This window comes from Ponticaulis profundi, assembly GCF_042659465.1.
Taxonomy (GTDB): Bacteria; Pseudomonadota; Alphaproteobacteria; order Caulobacterales; family Hyphomonadaceae; genus Ponticaulis; species Ponticaulis profundi.
The window spans coordinates 71,568-84,909 of record NZ_JBHSSW010000009.1 but is presented as its reverse complement, the minus strand read 5'-3'; the positions used below and the strand labels follow the sequence as shown (position 1 = coordinate 84,909).

Below are 13,342 nucleotides of genomic sequence, written 5' to 3'. Positions count from 1 at the left end.
TCGCAGAAAAGCAGAATTTCCTCACATCTGCGTTAATATGCGGGCAGATTTACACCCACCGTCGCCGGGTCTCGCCAGCGATAGGTGAGCGCCTCGGCCAGATGGTGGCGCCTGATATCCGGTGACTGGTCCAGATCGGCGATGGTTCGCGAGAGTTTGAGGACGCGGTGATAGGCGCGCGCAGAGAGCGCGAATTGAGTCGCAGCCTGATTGAGCAGCGTACGGCCTTCTGCATCAATTGCGCAGACATCGTCCAGAACATGCGTCGGCAGGTCGGCATTGACCGGTCGGGCGGTCCCGCCAATCTGGTTCAGCCGCTTTGCCTGAATGTCTCTCGCTTTACGGACACGGACGGCGACCTCTTTCGTGCCTTCGCTAGGTGGTGGCAGGGTCAGGTCCATGGCCGTGACGGGCGGTGTCTGGCAGAACAGGTCGATCCGATCAAGGAACGGTCCGGAGAGGCGACCCTGATAATCCTGCAGGCAGCGTGGTTTCTTGCGGCAATTGGCTTCGCTGGGTCCCCCGCCGCACCGGCATGGGTTCATGGCCGCAACCAGCTGGAACCGGGCCGGATAACGAACATGACGATTGGCACGGGAAATGACGGCCTCGCCGGATTCAAGCGGCTGGCGCAGCGCTTCAAGCACCTGATTCTGAAACTCGGGAAGCTCATCAAGGAAGAGGACCCCATGATGTGCCAGAGAGACTTCGCCGGGCCGTGCCTTGGTGCCGCCGCCCACCATCGCTGCCATGGATGCCGAATGGTGCGGGGCGCGATAGGGCCGGTCGCGTGAGAGCTGGCCCTGTTCCAGCATGCCGGCAATCGACTGAATCTGGCTGACTTCGAGCAATTCTTTCGGTGTCAGCGCCGGTAACAGGCCGGGAAGGCGTGTCGCCAGCATGGATTTCCCGGAACCGGGTGGACCGGAGAAAAGCAGATTATGTCCACCGGCGGCCGCGATTTCGAGCGCGCGCTTGGCGCCTTCCTGGCCTTTGACATCACGCAGATCCGGCCCGGTATTGCGCTCGATGACGTCACCGGCTTTTGCAGGTGCAATGACCTGATGGCCAGCCGCATGATTGACGAAGGTCAGCAGGCTGCGAATCGGCAGAACATGTCCGCCGGCCCATGCCGCTTCCGGTCCCGACGTTTCCGGGCATATCAGGGTCAGATCCATGGCTTCAGCCGCCATGGCCGCAGGCAGCGCGCCATAAGTCGGTTCCAGTCGGCCATCGAGCGATAATTCGCCCACGGCGCTCATACCCTGCAGGGCGTCTGCGGCGATCGCACCGATAGAGGCAAGAAGCGCCAGCGCGATGGCGAGATCATAATGGGAGCCTTCCTTGGGAAGGTCGGCAGGCGCGAGATTTACGATGATCCGCTTGGGAGGCAGCGCAAGGCCAATCCCCGAGAAGGCAGCGCGAACCCGTTCGCGGCTCTCGGCGACGGCTTTGTCGGGCAGGCCAACAATCGTGAACTGGGGATTGCCACCGATCAATTGTACCTGAACATCAACCGGCTTTGCTTCAATGCCGTCAAAGGCAAATGTCGTTATTCTCTGCACCATCGAAATACCCCGTTAAATTGAAATTTACACGGGATAGGAAACAAATCAAGAACATTTGGTTGTGCGGGCTAAACCGCTCGCTTCAAGCAAAGAGTATTAATAGGGAAATCCAGTTTCGGATTTCGCTGTGCAGAACGTGTTCAAAAAAATCTGAAGAAATATTCTCACGGAATACGACCTAAGATGCCTGTTATTGAGTTGTTTTGTCGCAGATTTTAACCTGGGTTATCTCAAAACTTTCCAATTCCTGAATACAAATCTCCGAATTCGAATTCCAGCAGAGACCATTCATTCAGCTGCGAAGACTTAAGCTGAATTTTCCGAAGCGAAAAATTAATGAATGGGCTCGGAGGGAGACATGCTCGGAAAGTATAGAAAATGCTTTTCTGTAATAAAGGACCGTCGGGGTGTTAGTGCAGTTGAGTTCGCACTCGTTATTCCAATCCTTCTTTACTTATTTTCAGCGACGATCGGCTACGGTTTACTGTTTATGACGTCGATCAGTGTCCACCAGCTCGGTGCGGATGCTGCACGTGCAACAATCGGTGGTTTAAGTCTTGAAGAGAAGACGGCCCTTGTAAAGGCTCACCTTCTGAACAACGCAACCGACTACATACTTCTTGAACCGGAGAATGTGGTTTTCTCACTGAACTATGATGAGAAGACCCAGGTGACGGTGCTCGATGTGCTCTATCAGCCGGAACACCACCCGCTTGAAATCTTCGAGGGCATACTTCCAATGCCGGAAGATCCGTTCCGTGTCCGACAATCGATTTCGGAGCATGGATGATGTCAAAACTGATTGCGTGTCTGGAAGATCGTTCCGGGGCAACCGTTCCGCTGGTCGCAATTTTCATCACCCTGCTCATGACGCTCATGGCGGTGTCGGCAAATCTGTCGCTCGCTTATATGGATAAGCGCAATTATCAGTCACACCTCGATTTGGCAGCGCTGAGCCTGATGCGTGCGAAAACGGCATCGGTCACAAGCGCTGAAGACGTTCTCGAGCGCAAAGGCATGTCGGTAGAGGACAACATGCTGACGGTTACGACCGGATGGTATGAGGCCGACGCGTCTCTGCCGATTGAGGAGCGTTTCACGCCCCGCGAGGTGAACTGGAATGCTGTTCGTCTGGAAATGGATGTCCCAATTCGCGAGCGTGTGCTTGGGGATATGCTCCAGAATGACAACAGCTTCTCCATTGCCAGTACAGCCGTACATCGCCAGACGGTCGATGTCTGGGCCGGCTCGCGCCTGCTCCGGCTGGAAGGTGGGCTGACCGGGCTCCTGCTTCAGGCTCTGGTCGGATATGATGGCCGCATCACGGTCGCCGATTATGAGAGCCTGGTCGGTGTGGAGCTGGAACTGCTCGGCTTTCTGGAACAGCTCGCCATTTCCGCAGATCTTGATGCCGCAACATATGAGGACGTCCTTGAGAGCGATGTCACCATTGGTCAGCTGGCGGCCGCGATTGATGCGATCACAGGCCGAAAGCTTGCAGGCCTTGGTATCGATCTGCCTCGTGCGACGACCGGGCTGACGGTCCGGCTGATGGATGTAATCTCACTTGGTGAAATTGGCGCGCTCGGTCTCGATGTCCGCCCGAACTCCGGCGATCTGGGCATTTCCGCCGGTGAATTGCTGATGTCTTCGCTTTCCTTCGCAAATGGCGAACGCCAGCTCGACCTGGATGTCTCCGCTCTGTTTGATCTGACACAGGTCTCACTGGATCTGGGAGACAAGGGCGCGTTGATGAGCTGGAATTTCGATCAGGCGAGGGATGAGCCGATGAAAACGTCTCAGCTCCAGCTTCTTGTGAAGCCGCTCGATGAATTGCTCACGGTGCGCCTCGCTCTGGCCGAAGCCGAAACCCGGATCAAGGACGCCAAATGCGATAAGACGCGTAACCCGTCTTATGTTGATATCGGTCTCACAACCTCGGCTGCCGAGCTTGAACTGATGCTCGGCAGGACAAGGCTGCTCAAACTCGATCTGTCCGACGAGAGCGATCAGACGCTCCGCTTTTCAGCGTCTGATATTCGCAATGGGGTTGTGAAAACGGGCGGTTCCGGTTTGTCCGTTGATATCAACCGCGCACCCTTGCTCTATCGCCCGCTGGTCAAACTGGTCGATGACTTGCTCATCGCGCTGGGTCTGAACCTCGGTGAAGTGGATGTACGGGTTGATGATGTAAACTGCTCGCGGCCCTATCTCGTGCGCTAGCCCGCAGCGAGACGTCGGTCGACAGCATCCCAGAACAGGGCAGACGCATCAATTCCGGTGAAGCGTTTGAGCTCCTGGACGCCTGTTGGCGAGGTCACATTGATCTCGGTCAGTTTATCGCCGATCACATCAATGCCGACGAGCACAAGACCGCGCTTTTTGAGCTCTGGTCCGATCTGATTGCAGATCGCGATGTCGGTGTCCGTGAGCTCGACCGGATGGGCGGTTCCGCCGACGTGAAGATTGGACCGTGCCTCACCTTCTTTCGGAACACGATTGATTGCGCCGACCGGTTCACCGTCAATCAGAATGACGCGCTTATCGCCTTTGGAGACATCCGGCAGGAAAGCCTGCGCGATGAAAGGCTCGCGCGAGCGCTCCATGAAGATTTCCAGAAGGGAATTATAGTTGGAATATTGCTCGGTCACCTTGAACACGCCAGCGCCGCCATTGCCGTAAAGCGGCTTCAGGATGATATCACCATGCTTCTGGCGGAAAGCTGCAATCTCTTCGATGTCGCGCGTGATCAGCGTTTCAGGCAGCAGGCCGGGGAAGATGATCGGGAACAGTTTTTCCGGTGAAGAGCGAACCCATTCCGGATCATTCACGACGAGGGTTTCACCCTTCAGGAGCTCCAGTAAATGGGCCGCCGTGATGTAGGACATGTCGAAAGGCGGGTCCTGCCGCATGAGCACCACATCAACGTCACGGCCAAGGTCGAGACGCTCCACAGCGCCATAGACGGCGGGTTGGTCCTTCACGCGTTGAACTTTTGTCGGCTTCGCCTTGGCAATCAGCCGCCCGTCCAGACAGGACAGGTGTTCGGGCTGATATGTCCAGATTTCATGGCCCCGCGCCTGCGCCACCTCTGCCAGAGCAAATGTGGTATCGGCGTCGATATTCACCTGATCCATTGGATCCATCTGAATGGCAATTTTCAGCGGCATGCGGGTCTCCTGAACAAGTCCGATAGACAGTTAGGATCGATCGGGCGTTTGCGCCAGACCAGATCACAAAACTGTTCGTTCAGGAAAACTGGAAGATCCGTCCGCGAGGCAGGCAAATCCCGGCTTCGCTCAGCGTGGAACGTAGGTGCTATCGCCTCTTTCGACGGGCGTTGTGCTCTCTATGGTCTCCGTCGGCGCCGTATTAGTCGCAGTTGTTGGCGGTTGCGTGCGCGTTTCCGGCTCTCTCAGGTGAATGTAAGACACCACTTCCTTGACGCCGCGGACCAGACTTGCGTGCTCGGTTGCGCGATTGAGCTCATACTGAGAGCGTGCAATGCCCATCAGATAGACCGTGCCGTCATAGGTTTCGATATTGATATTCAGGCTTTTGACGGCGCCGTCCGTGAACATGCGGGAGCGGACCTGCGCCGTAATCCATTCATCATTCAGGTTCTGACGCACCCCGCCTTTTTCGCGGATCTGGATTTCATTGGCGACCTCTTCGACAAGCCGCACGGTCCAGGCGGCCTGTTCAGCTTCGATCCGGTCCTGCTGGCTATCAACGCGGCCCGTCAGCAAAACGGTCCGGTTGGCAACTTCGACATCGACTTCTGCGAAACGTTCCGGTCCGGCGGCCATCAGCTTGGTTTTGAGTTCGTTGGACGCATTGGCGTCATCAAGACCCTGACCAATGGTGCGGTCCTGCATGGCAGCCACACCGACGGCGCCTGCAGCGCCCACAGCGGTCGCAACACAGCCGCTCAGCGTACAAAGGGCGGTCGAAAGAAGAAGGGCGCGAACAATCATCGTCGTCTCCAGCGGTTTTTCCTAATTTAGCTGGAGTCTGTTAATCAGCAGTTAGGCGTAATCAGGGCCGCCAATGGTCTTTGAAATGAAATATCCTTAATGGAGCGGTGATCAGGACCAGATCAAAACGCCGGTCGAGGCCATAGGCATCGCGCCTGTCGCGCGCCAGCCAGAGGTCCGCAGCGCGGCCAATTCTGGACCATCCTGCCTGTGTCACAGCATGCAGACCGGCGGTCTGATCGCGCCGCTGCTTGACCTCCACAATCGCGATCACCGACCCTTTCCGGCAGACGAGATCCAGTTCGCCAAGGGGTGTGCGGGCACGCCGTGCGAGGATTTTATAGCCCTTTGCCATCAGATAAACGGCCGCGAGCTGTTCCGCCCACCGCCCGCGTTTTTCGGCTTCGCGGCGGCTATCCCTTGCCATCTTTCGACTGTTTCAGCGTCACCGCCATGGCATAAACCTCGCGTTTCGGACGATTGAAATGCTTCGCAGCTTCATTGGCGGCACCTTTTGCGCCCAGCGCATCCAGGCGCTCCAGAAGAAAGGCTTCAATGTCTTCGGGCTCAGGCTCGCCGCCCGGCACACCCGTCAGCGATGCCAGCAGGACGATTTCGCCTTTCGGCGGGCCGCTTTCCTTGACGAAGGCGATCAGATCGCTCGCTTTCGACATGCGAAAGGTCTCGAACAGTTTGGTGAGCTCGCGTGCCATGACCACATCGATATCGCCATAAACGGCGATGATGTCGGCCAGCGTATCAGCAAGTCGATTGCCGGATTCATAAATGGCGAGCGTTGTTTGCAGGGTTTTGAAATCGCTCAAACGGTTTTGCCGGGCGTGCGATTTGACCGGGAGAAAGCCTGCAAACAGAAAACAGTCGGTTGGCAGACCCGCAGCGCTGAGCGCTGCCGTCAGTGCCGACGGGCCCGGAATGGGGATCACCGGCTCTTCAGCTTCCCGCAGATCGCGCACCAGCTTGAAGCCCGGGTCAGAGATCAGCGGCGTACCGGCGTCACTCACCAGCGCGATTGATTTTCCGGCTCGAATTTCTTCCAGTATTTCAGGTCTTTTGATCGCCCCATTATGGTCATGATAGGTACGCAGACTTGTCTTTATGCCATAGGCATCAAACAGTCGGCGTGTCTGGCGCGTATCCTCGGCATACACCAGATCCACTGATGAAAGTGTGTCCAGGGCGCGTAAAGTTACGTCGCGGAGATTGCCAATCGGGGTTGCCACCACATACAAGCCTGAAGGGAGTTTTTCTTTCCGGATAAGTGAATCGCCGGATTGAGACGCCCTGGCCTGGTCCTTTGCGGAGGAAGCGGTTGCCGTTGGTTCAGAAGAGGTTGATGATGACATTCCTATCAGGTTTACGGAAGTTTCGCCTGGTGCCAAGCATGCTTTTTGCTGGCGTACTGATTACCGCATGCGCAACAGCTCCAACGCGCCCGCCTGCGCCGATCTCCAGCGGCCAGCCGCGCCCGGATGTCACACCGACGCCAGAGCCAACGCCTGAGATTGAACCCACACCGCATACGCCGACCATTCCGGTTCCTGGCGAGACCCAGCGCCCGATGGTGGACCGGTCGAAATATGTGACCCCCCCGCACATGGTTGGCCGCGATGTTCGCCGCATTGCGGTGCTTCTGCCTTTCTCACATTCAAGCTCGAGCGTGCGTGAGCAGGCGTCCGGACTTCTCGCGGCCATCGAAATGGCGATGTTCGATCAGGGCAATGACGACATTCTTCTGCTTCCAAAGGATACAGCGGGCGATGCGCGCAAAGCCGCTCAGGTGACGAAGGAAGTGATCGACGAGGGCGCCGATGTCATTATCGGCCCGCTATTCGCTGAGAGCGTTCGTGCATCTGCATCGATTGCCCGTGAAGATAAAATCCCGCTTCTGGCCTTTTCCAATGACCGCTCGGCGGCCGGTGGCGGTGCCTTTCTGATGAGCTTCCCACCCGAGGAAGAAGTCTCCCGCGTTGTTGATTGGGCTGTGCTCAATGGCGTGAACCGTTTTGCTTTCATCGGGCCGGACAATACCTATTCCCGCCGGGTTGAAACCGCGCTTCGCTTCGAAGCGGCGCGTCGCGGCGGCGCCGTGATTGGTGCAGAATTCTATGATCCGAGCGACAATGCACCGGTCGATGATGCGCGTGCGATTTCAGACCGTATCAAACTGGTTCTGAACCAGGGCGTCAGCAAGGTCGCGGTCATGATCCCGGACCGCGGTGTGCGTCTGCGCGGTGTGGCGCCGCTCCTGCCTTACTATGGTGTGTCTCTGCGCCGCCTGCAGTATATCGGAACCTCGCTCTGGGAAGATCCGGATATCTGGCGCGAGCCGGTTCTCGAAAATGCGGCTTACGCAACGCAGTCTCCGGAAGATACACGCCTCTTCCAGCGCGGCTTCTCCAATGTCTATGGACGCCAGCCAACCAGCCTTTCAAGCCTTGGGTATGACGCCGCAGCGCTTGCCATCGCTTTCCTTGATGATGGTGTCGTGACCGAAGCCGAAATCACCGATTATGATGGCTTCCGCGGTGTGAACGGTCTGTTCCGTTTCCGCTCTGATGGCACAATCGAGCGTGGTCTGGCGGTGATGAGCGTTCAGGCGAGCGGTCCGACGCTTCTCGATGAAGCGGCGACCGACTTCCGTCCAAGCGTCAACTGATTACGGCGATAGCTCGACGGCGATATAGTCGGCGAGCAGCCAGCCCTCCTCTGTCAGAATCAGTCGGCCGTCGCGTTCTATGAGATGGCCGGTCGATATGAAGCGCTGGACCTGATCTTCCGGCAGGTCTTCCCCGTAAAGAGCAGCCAGTTGAGCGCGGTCGACACCACGCTTTGATCGCAAGCCCATAATCAGGCGTTCATTGGCATCGGACGTTGAGGGCAGGGTCTCAGTGTCTTCCCAGCCTGTCTGACCATTCGCGAGCGACGCCATGTAGTCGGCAGGCCGTCTGGCACCTCTGGTCATGGTTCGCCCGCTTTCCAGATTGATACGTCCCTCTGCGCCCGGGCCAATGCCCAGCCATTCTCCGCTCTGCCAATAGGTCAGATTGTGACGCGACCAATGCGCTTCGCTTTTTGCATGGTTGGAGACTTCATAGGCTGGAAGCCCGCGCGCCGCAGTCAGTTTCAGCGTTTCGAGATAGAGATCGGCCTGCGCGTCCTCATCGAGCGGTTCAAACACCATGCGTTCAACCTGCTTCTGAAAGGCGGTTTTCTCCTTGATGGTGAGCTCATACAGCGACAAATGCGGCGCGCCGGTTGCAAGGGCCGTCTCAAGCTCACGCAGCCAGACATCAATCGATTGACCGGGCCGCGCGTAAATCATGTCGATCGAGACGTTATCAAAAACCGAGAGTGCAGCATCCGTCGCGCTCAGAGCCTCGTCGCGCGTATGAGCGCGGCCGAGAAAACGAAGCGCCTCATCATCAAGGGCCTGAATGCCAAGTGAAAGCCGGTTGATGCCCGCAGCTTTCCATTGATGAAGCGCCTCAACTGTCACATCTTCGGGATTGGCCTCCAGCGTCACTTCGATGGGCGAATCAGCCGGCCAGAGCGAATCGATATGGCTCAGAATGACGCCGATTTGCTCGGCAGGTATCAGAGACGGTGTTCCGCCGCCGAAATAAATCGAGGTGACGCGCCGGTCTGCTGTCAGCCTGGCATGTGCGCTCAGATCGGCTGTCAGCGCCCCAAGAAGTGGTGCAGGATCGCGGGATTTTGCGGCATAGACATTGAAGTCGCAATACGGACAGATCTTCCGGCAATAGGGCCAGTGCAGGTAAATACCGAAAAGATCTGCCGGTAACATGGCTTACACCTTGTCTGTTTTCAGAACGGCTTTCAGCTTGTTGAAAGCGTCTGCACGGTGGCTCATGGCATGTTTGCGGTCCGGGTCCATCTCTCCGAATGTGATGGTTTCGCCTTCCGCGACGAAGATCGGGTCATATCCAAAACCGCGATCACCTCTGGGTGGGAATTCCAGATGACCTTTGACGTCACCTTCGAACACTTCCTCATGGCCATCGGGCCAGACAATCGCCAGCGCACAAACGAATCGCGCCGAGTAATCGGTGGCAGATTTTGCTTCCAGCTCGCTGCGAACCTTCTCCATGGCTGCATAAAAGTCGCGCGGTTCGCCCGCCCAACGGGCAGAATAAATCCCCGGTGCGCCATCAAGTGCGGTCACGGCAAGCCCTGAATCGTCTGACAACGCAGGCCGTCCCGTGGCGAGCGCAGCGGCCTTTGCTTTCAGAATGGCATTGCCTGTGAAGCTGTCCTCGGTTTCTTCAGGCTCTTCGAGGTCCAACTCGATGGCAGAGCGAACGACGAACCCCAATGGTTCGAACAAAGCCTTGAGTTCCTTCACTTTTCCCTTGTTGTGGGTGGCTGCCACCAGCTCTCCCGGCTCAAGAAATCGTTGGGTCATTTTCGTCTCCTGCAAAAAAATTATCGATTTTCGATAACTTTTTTCTTGATGTTTTTCGATAAATGCATATTGATAAAAGGCAAGACGGATTAACCCCGAACGGTTCTGAGAAAGCAGAGCCCAGCTCGGGTCCGGGACTTGCAAAATGAAAGGAAGAAAGAGAGAAAGACATGACTATCAATAAATCCAGCCTGACTGACGTTCTTATCAATCTGGTGTATATCGGCGTTCCGCTTATGATTGCTACAGGAATGGCAACGGCTTTTCAGCCACTTAGCATCTAGGTATGTGTTTGAATGTAAGTCTGGCTCGGCTTTTGCAAGTCAGACCCTGGATTAGTAACCGGAGTAAGGATCACCATGCCTGGATTAAGGGCTCTTGGAAAAGGATCAGCCGCTTCAGCACTGAGCGTTCTGATGACGGTTATCACAGTCCTTGGATGGATTGGATTTGTTGGCAGCGCCGTGGTCCTCGCTGCCTTCATCTTTGTTGACCTCACAGGCGGCGAGTTTCAGGCCGCAGGCATTGAGGTTTATGAAAGCGTACCGCTGCCGACATATGTCGTCGCTTTCGCGATTCTGTTTGTCGTGTTTATCGGCTTCATTCTGATGGCCGGACAATTGAAGAAAATTCTCCAGACACTGATCGATGGCGATCCGTTTGTTCCGGAAAATGCTCGCAGATTGAACCGCCTGGCCATGATTGTCGCCGGAATGGAAATTTGCCGCTATGTAATCGGCATCGCTGCAGGTATGTTTGAAGTTAAAACATCTGTAGACTTTTCAGTGAACCTTGCTGCATGGGTCGCTGTTATTACGTTATGGGTTCTAAGTCAGGTGTTTGCCGAAGGGACACGCTTGCGCGAAGAAGAAAAGATGACAATCTGAGCACTGAATGTCGATTCGAGTTACACTAGATCGTGTCCTTTTAGACCGCCGCATGTCGCTGACCGAGCTCAGTGATCGGGTCGGCGTGACGCTGGCGAACCTGTCCATTCTCAAGACGGGGAAGGCGAAGGCTGTTCGCTTTTCGACATTGGAAGCACTTTGCCGCGAGCTTGATTGCCAGCCCGCTGACCTCCTCGCCTATGACACCGAGGACGACGAGGAAGCGAAAACCGCCGCGGAGTAGACGAGCTGATGCTTTTCCGCCAGCTTCGCACCTTCATGTTTCCTGAATATCTAACAGATTTATTGTCTGTGAAAACGGATGCCAATTTTGTTCGTCGAGGATTCGTACCGCGTGATGTCCTGACGGGGTTTGTTCTGGCCCCCATTGGTCCTGAGACCGAAATCAGGCAAACAGAAACTGGCTTTCAAGTCAGAACATTTGCGCCGATGAACAGCTTTCTTTTTCTGACTTTTCTTTCCCTGCTGATGCTAGTTTTAAGTGTACTAGCGAATGCTACGATGATTCCGCTGTTTCTATTGATCTTCACCGCTTATGTGGTGGCGTATCGTCTGGCCGCGCCGATCTATCACGCGAAAACAGTGAAGGCAGCGCAAAGCGGCGAACCGGTAACGTTCGATATGCCAAGCGCGCTGGATGTGTTTCGCACATATTGAGCGGCTTTGAATCAGGTTGTAGCCTCATCCTGTTCAGCTTAGGGCAGATTTCATGGAAAACCTCGTCACTCTCATCACGGGCAAGGCCAAGGCCGTTCGCTTTTCGACATTAGAAGCTCGGTGCCGCGAGCTGGATTGCCAGCCTGCGGATCTGCTCGTCTATGATGAGGATGAAGGGGCGGTTCAGGAAGTGGCCGGGTAATCCCGTCATGCTGGTGCGTCAGAACAGCGAATACTTCATCGCCTTTATCCCCCTCATGCTGTTTATCGTGGCCTGGCGTCTGGCCCGTGCCGTATTTGCTGGGCGTTGGCGCTCTGCGCGTATGCGCCCGGTGTTTGGCAATCGCTATCGCTTTCTCGCCAATCAGAAATACTGGAAATGGGGATTCTTCGCCTGTCTTCTCTGGGCGTTCTGCGCATCCGTCTGGATCTATCTCGCCAGTGAGCAGCTTTAGCCACCCATCCTGACCGCATGAAGAATCCCGTGGACAGATACGCATGCGGCGATTAGGGGGGCGGAATGGAAAACCTCGTCATTCTCACCACGGGCGGCACGCTCGACAAAGATCATGATACATTCACGGAAAGCCTGGTGCTTGGGGCAGAGAATGTCACCAATGTGCCGGAACTTCTGCGAATTGCGCGCACGCATTTTCCGCGCGTGCAGCCCATTATGAGTCTCGACAGCCTCGACATGACCGAAGCGCATCGCGAACAGATTCTCGGTGCCGTGAAAATCGTGCCGGAACAGCATGTCGTGATCACGCATGGCACCGGAACAATGGATCAGACGGCTCGCTTTCTTGATGGCAAAACCGGCGACAAAACTGTGGTTCTGACAGGCGCGCTCCGACCTTTTGCGCTTGGTAAATCCGATGCAGGCTTCAATGTCGGCGGCGCCATCATTGCGGCGCAGACCTTACCGCCGGGCGTCTATGCGGTCATGAATGGCCGCGTCTTCAAGCCAGACGGTGTCAAAAAAGACCCTAAATCTGGCCGGTTTGACCTGTAATCAGGGCAAAGGGTGCCCCCGGTGACGCCGGGGACACGTTTATGTGTCGCTATTCGCCAAGCGCTTTGCGCTGCGCCTCGAACAATTCACCGCAGCCCTTGCTGGCCAGATCCATCATGGCCGCGAATTCGTCTCGTGTAAAACTGCGCTCTTCGCCTGTGCCCTGAATTTCGATGATATTGCCGTCTGACGTCATGACGAAATTGGCATCAACCTCGCCTTCGGAGTCTTCTGGATAGTCGAGGTCAAGAACCGGTGTGTCCTTGTAGACGCCGCAGGAGATTGCAGCCGCCTGCGCTGTCAGCGGGAATGTGCTGATCACACCTTCTTTCACGAGGTATTTGCAGGCAAGTGCCAGCGCAACATAACCGCCCGTAATGGAAGCGGTTCGCGTGCCGCCATCTGCCTGAATGACATCGCAGTCAATCGTGATCTGGTTTTCACCCAGCGCTTTCAGATCGGTTACGGCGCGAAGAGAGCGACCGATCAGGCGCTGAATTTCCTGCGTCCGCCCGGATTGCTTGCCGCGTGCCGCTTCGCGCGAGCCGCGCGTGTGGGTCGCGCGGGGCAACATGCCATATTCGCCAGTGACCCAGCCTTCGCCTTTGCCTTTCATCCAGCCAGGAACTTTCGATTCCCAGCTTGCCGTGCAAAGAACGTGCGTGTTGCCGAACTTGGCAAGGCAGGACCCTTCGGCATAGGCGCTGACGCCGGTTTCGAGGCTGATCGTACGAAGTGCGTCGGGGGCGCGGCCTGATGGGCGCATGAGGTCTCTC

Annotated in this window: 17 protein-coding genes; 9 read left to right on the top strand and 8 right to left on the bottom strand. The window is 56.2% G+C overall.

Annotation, left to right across the window (positions count from 1 at the left end):
• Positions 1-32: 32 nt before the first annotated feature.
• Positions 33-1,568, bottom strand: a complete 1,536-nt coding sequence (locus ACFQDM_RS07910) for a YifB family Mg chelatase-like AAA ATPase (protein WP_377377722.1) — start codon at positions 1,566-1,568, stop codon at positions 33-35.
• Between the two features lie 340 nt (positions 1,569-1,908).
• Here ACFQDM_RS07910 and ACFQDM_RS07905 point away from each other — a divergent pair, with 340 nt between their 5' ends.
• On the top strand, positions 1,909-2,358 hold the full coding sequence (locus tag ACFQDM_RS07905) for a TadE/TadG family type IV pilus assembly protein (RefSeq protein ID WP_377377720.1): 450 nt from the start codon (positions 1,909-1,911) through the stop codon (positions 2,356-2,358).
• On the top strand, positions 2,358-3,791 hold the full coding sequence (locus ACFQDM_RS07900) for a pilus assembly protein TadG-related protein (protein WP_377377718.1): 1,434 nt from the start codon (positions 2,358-2,360) through the stop codon (positions 3,789-3,791). Before ACFQDM_RS07905 ends, ACFQDM_RS07900 begins: the two co-directional genes overlap by 1 nt.
• Here ACFQDM_RS07900 and gshB read toward each other — a convergent pair.
• The 4 genes from gshB to rsmI form a co-directional block, all read right to left on the bottom strand.
• Positions 3,788-4,738, bottom strand: a complete 951-nt coding sequence (gene gshB / locus ACFQDM_RS07895; RefSeq protein WP_377377715.1) for a glutathione synthase — start codon at positions 4,736-4,738, stop codon at positions 3,788-3,790. The two genes, ACFQDM_RS07900 and gshB, sit on opposite strands and share 4 nt — an antisense overlap.
• Positions 4,739-4,867: 129 nt before the next feature.
• Positions 4,868-5,545 (bottom strand): BON domain-containing protein, encoded by a 678-nt coding sequence (locus ACFQDM_RS07890; RefSeq protein WP_377377713.1) that lies wholly within the window; start codon positions 5,543-5,545, stop codon positions 4,868-4,870.
• Between the two features lie 61 nt (positions 5,546-5,606).
• On the bottom strand, positions 5,607-5,972 hold the full coding sequence (locus ACFQDM_RS07885; RefSeq protein WP_377377712.1) for a YraN family protein: 366 nt from the start codon (positions 5,970-5,972) through the stop codon (positions 5,607-5,609).
• A complete protein-coding gene (rsmI, locus tag ACFQDM_RS07880) occupies positions 5,959-6,909 on the bottom strand; it encodes a 16S rRNA (cytidine(1402)-2'-O)-methyltransferase (RefSeq protein ID WP_377377711.1) in 951 nt (316 codons plus the stop codon). Before rsmI ends, ACFQDM_RS07885 begins: the two co-directional genes overlap by 14 nt.
• A 38-nt stretch (positions 6,910-6,947) precedes the next feature.
• Here rsmI and ACFQDM_RS07875 point away from each other — a divergent pair, with 38 nt between their 5' ends.
• Positions 6,948-8,222, top strand: coding sequence for a penicillin-binding protein activator (locus ACFQDM_RS07875; protein ID WP_377377708.1), 1,275 nt, complete (start codon positions 6,948-6,950; stop codon positions 8,220-8,222).
• Here ACFQDM_RS07875 and hemW read toward each other — a convergent pair whose 3' ends face one another.
• Together hemW and rdgB are read right to left on the bottom strand one after the other, a co-directional pair.
• On the bottom strand, positions 8,223-9,371 hold the full coding sequence (hemW, locus tag ACFQDM_RS07870) for a radical SAM family heme chaperone HemW (protein WP_377377706.1): 1,149 nt from the start codon (positions 9,369-9,371) through the stop codon (positions 8,223-8,225). It lies immediately after the preceding gene.
• Between the two features lie 3 nt (positions 9,372-9,374).
• Entirely contained in the window at positions 9,375-9,989 is a 615-nt protein-coding gene (gene rdgB, locus ACFQDM_RS07865; RefSeq protein ID WP_377377703.1) for an RdgB/HAM1 family non-canonical purine NTP pyrophosphatase, read from the bottom strand.
• 416 nt (positions 9,990-10,405) lie between these two features.
• Here rdgB and ACFQDM_RS07860 point away from each other — a divergent pair, with 416 nt between their 5' ends.
• The 6 genes from ACFQDM_RS07860 (at position 10,406) to ACFQDM_RS07835 (ending at position 12,566) form a co-directional block, all read left to right on the top strand.
• The gene (locus ACFQDM_RS07860; protein ID WP_377377700.1) at positions 10,406-10,876 is read left to right on the top strand and encodes a DUF2975 domain-containing protein; all 471 of its coding nucleotides are present in this window, start codon (positions 10,406-10,408) and stop codon (positions 10,874-10,876) included.
• Positions 10,877-10,883: 7 nt separating this feature from the next.
• Complete coding sequence (locus tag ACFQDM_RS07855) at positions 10,884-11,120, top strand: helix-turn-helix domain-containing protein (protein ID WP_377377698.1); 237 nt, start codon at positions 10,884-10,886, stop codon at positions 11,118-11,120.
• An 8-nt stretch (positions 11,121-11,128) separates the two neighbouring features.
• Entirely contained in the window at positions 11,129-11,554 is a 426-nt protein-coding gene (locus tag ACFQDM_RS07850) for a hypothetical protein (protein ID WP_377377695.1), read from the top strand.
• A gap of 52 nt (positions 11,555-11,606) precedes the next feature.
• On the top strand, positions 11,607-11,756 hold the full coding sequence (locus tag ACFQDM_RS07845) for a helix-turn-helix domain-containing protein (protein WP_377377693.1): 150 nt from the start codon (positions 11,607-11,609) through the stop codon (positions 11,754-11,756).
• Positions 11,716-12,009: a hypothetical protein gene (locus tag ACFQDM_RS07840; RefSeq protein ID WP_377377692.1), complete on the top strand. Its 294-nt coding sequence runs from the start codon at positions 11,716-11,718 to the stop codon at positions 12,007-12,009. The genes ACFQDM_RS07845 and ACFQDM_RS07840 overlap by 41 nt, the downstream gene beginning before the upstream one ends.
• 65 nt (positions 12,010-12,074) lie before the next feature.
• The gene (locus tag ACFQDM_RS07835; RefSeq protein WP_377377690.1) at positions 12,075-12,566 is read left to right on the top strand and encodes an asparaginase domain-containing protein; all 492 of its coding nucleotides are present in this window, start codon (positions 12,075-12,077) and stop codon (positions 12,564-12,566) included.
• Positions 12,567-12,615: 49 nt separating this feature from the next.
• Here ACFQDM_RS07835 and rph read toward each other — a convergent pair whose 3' ends face one another.
• A complete protein-coding gene (rph, locus tag ACFQDM_RS07830; protein ID WP_377377688.1) occupies positions 12,616-13,332 on the bottom strand; it encodes a ribonuclease PH in 717 nt (238 codons plus the stop codon).
• Positions 13,333-13,342: the final 10 nt, after the last annotated feature.